Source organism: Paratractidigestivibacter sp., assembly GCF_052362415.1.
GTDB lineage: Bacteria > Actinomycetota > Coriobacteriia > Coriobacteriales > Atopobiaceae > Paratractidigestivibacter.
In genome coordinates this window covers 2,976-3,679 of the sequence record NZ_DAWEMK010000142.1, presented here as the reverse complement: position 1 = coordinate 3,679, position 704 = coordinate 2,976, and the positions used below count along the sequence as shown (strand labels likewise).

General features: G+C 69.0%; 1 protein-coding gene. It reads right to left on the bottom strand.

Translation table 11 applies throughout. The features are described from left to right. Positions 1 to 10 precede the first annotated feature (10 nt). A partial coding sequence (locus ACT84W_RS09965) for a LysR family transcriptional regulator substrate-binding protein (protein WP_444329099.1) occupies positions 11 to 704 on the bottom strand: 694 nt, incomplete at its 5' end.

Below are 704 nucleotides of genomic sequence, written 5' to 3'. Positions count from 1 at the left end.
GCCGGCTCGCCTACGAAAGATCGCCAAGAAGGGCGATGACGGTGCGGTAAAGGTCTGAGGGGGTGTGCTGGGCCTTCCAGATGACGGCGGCACGGCTCTCGAGCTCGCGGCATTCGAGCGTCTTTATGAACTGGTCGCCGGTGTCGGTCACGCGGATCAGCGAGCGGGGCACGAGCGCGCACCCCATCGACTCGCGCGCCCACAGCGCCGCGGTGCGCGGGTCGTCGACGACGGTGGCCATGCGCAGGTCCCCTCCCATGACCTCGAACGCCTTCCCGAGCTCGGCGACGAGCCTCCTGCTCACGATGAGGGGCAGGCCGGACAGATCCTCCAAGGTGCAGGAGGCCTCCTCGCCGACCTCGAGCGCTGGCGGCATGACGGCGACCAGGGGCTCGGTCTCGGCAAAGCGGCAACGCAGCCCGTCGCTTTTGAAGGGCGTCCTCACGACGCCGATGTCCACGATGCCGCCGTCGAGGAGGTCGAGTATCGATGGGGTCGGCCCTTCACGCACCTCGAACTCCACGTTGGGAAAGCGCCGGTGAAAGTCGACAAGGCGATCCGCGGGCATGAGGCCCGAGCAGCTCGGGTCGACGCCGAGCGAGATGGAGCCGCCGGCGCCGGTGGCGACGCTGGCCACCTCGCGCTCGGTTGCCTGCGTGAGGGCCACGATCCTCAAGGCGCGCTCGTCGAGTACCTTGCCGGCC